General features: G+C 33.1%; 1 protein-coding gene. It reads left to right on the top strand.

What is annotated here, in order from left to right; genetic code table 11:
• The first annotated feature begins 54 nt into the window (after window positions 1–54).
• On the top strand, window positions 55–1,152 hold the full coding sequence (locus tag ACYVFA_RS21070; RefSeq protein WP_460473841.1) for an ISAs1 family transposase: 1,098 nt from the start codon (window positions 55–57) through the stop codon (window positions 1,150–1,152).
• Window positions 1,153–1,166: the final 14 nt, after the last annotated feature.

Below are 1,166 nucleotides of genomic sequence, written 5' to 3'. Positions count from 1 at the left end.
CAGGTTAAACGCATTAAAATTTGAATAGTAAAAATGAATAAAGACCTTTGCTAAATGCAATGGGAAATATTTTTTGAGGATGTACCTGATTTTCGGATTAATCGACGTAAAAAGCATCGTTTGATTGACATTTTGGCAATTTCTGTTTGTGCAGTCATTTGTGGAGCAAATGATTTTGAAGAAATTGCTATGTATGGCAATCAAAAAAAGGATTTTTTGCGTACTTTTTTGGAATTGCCCAATGGCATTCCATCTCATGATACATTTTATCGTGTTTTTAAGTTTTTAGATAAAAAGACTTTTTCCGAATGTCTTTATCGCTGGTCAAAAGAACTTTTATCAACTATTAATGAGGATTATACACAAATCAATGTTGATGGGAAAGTTCTTAGAGCTACTGCTAAATCAGGTTCAAATAAATCTGGTATCTGCCTTATCAGTGCTTGGGTTTCTGAACATGAATTAGTTTTGGGGCAACAAAGAGTCGATGGTAAATCTAATGAAAAAACAGCTATTCCAGAATTATTGGATAAGCTTGATTTAGAAAATAGTATTGTTACTATTGATGCCATTGCTTGTGAGCATAAAAATGCTGACTTAATTGCTACTAAGAATGGCTATTATGTGTTGGCTCTAAAAAACAACAATAAACACATTTACCAACAAGTTAGTGAACGAATGAAACAAAACCGCCTCCAATTGCCTCATTATCAAGATGTAGGCTTTGGGAGTGGGCGCATTGAAACAAGAACTTGTTATGTTGAAAATAACCTAACACTCTATGATGACTTAGCTAATTGGACTCATCTAAGAAGTATAGTCTTAATAGAGTCCAAAAGAGAAATTAAAGGAGTTGTTAGTATTGAAACTCGTTATTACCTAAGCAATCTATCCTTTATCCCCAAAGATTTCAATACCATTATCCGAAATCATTGGAGTATTGAAAACAAACTCCACTGGAAATTGGATGTGGTTTTTCTGGAGGATATTCAAAGAACTAAATCAGCGAATGCACCAGAAAATCTAGCTATTGTTCGTAAACTCGCTTTACAAATGCTTAATCAAGTATCTGATAAAGAAAGTATTAAGAGCAGAAGAAAGATTGCTGGTTGGAATGACCAATATCTCTATGGTATCATTAACAATATTTAAATGCGTTTAACCTG

The organism is Emticicia fontis (assembly GCF_054779675.1).
This window is presented reverse-complemented; position numbering and strand designations above follow the sequence as displayed.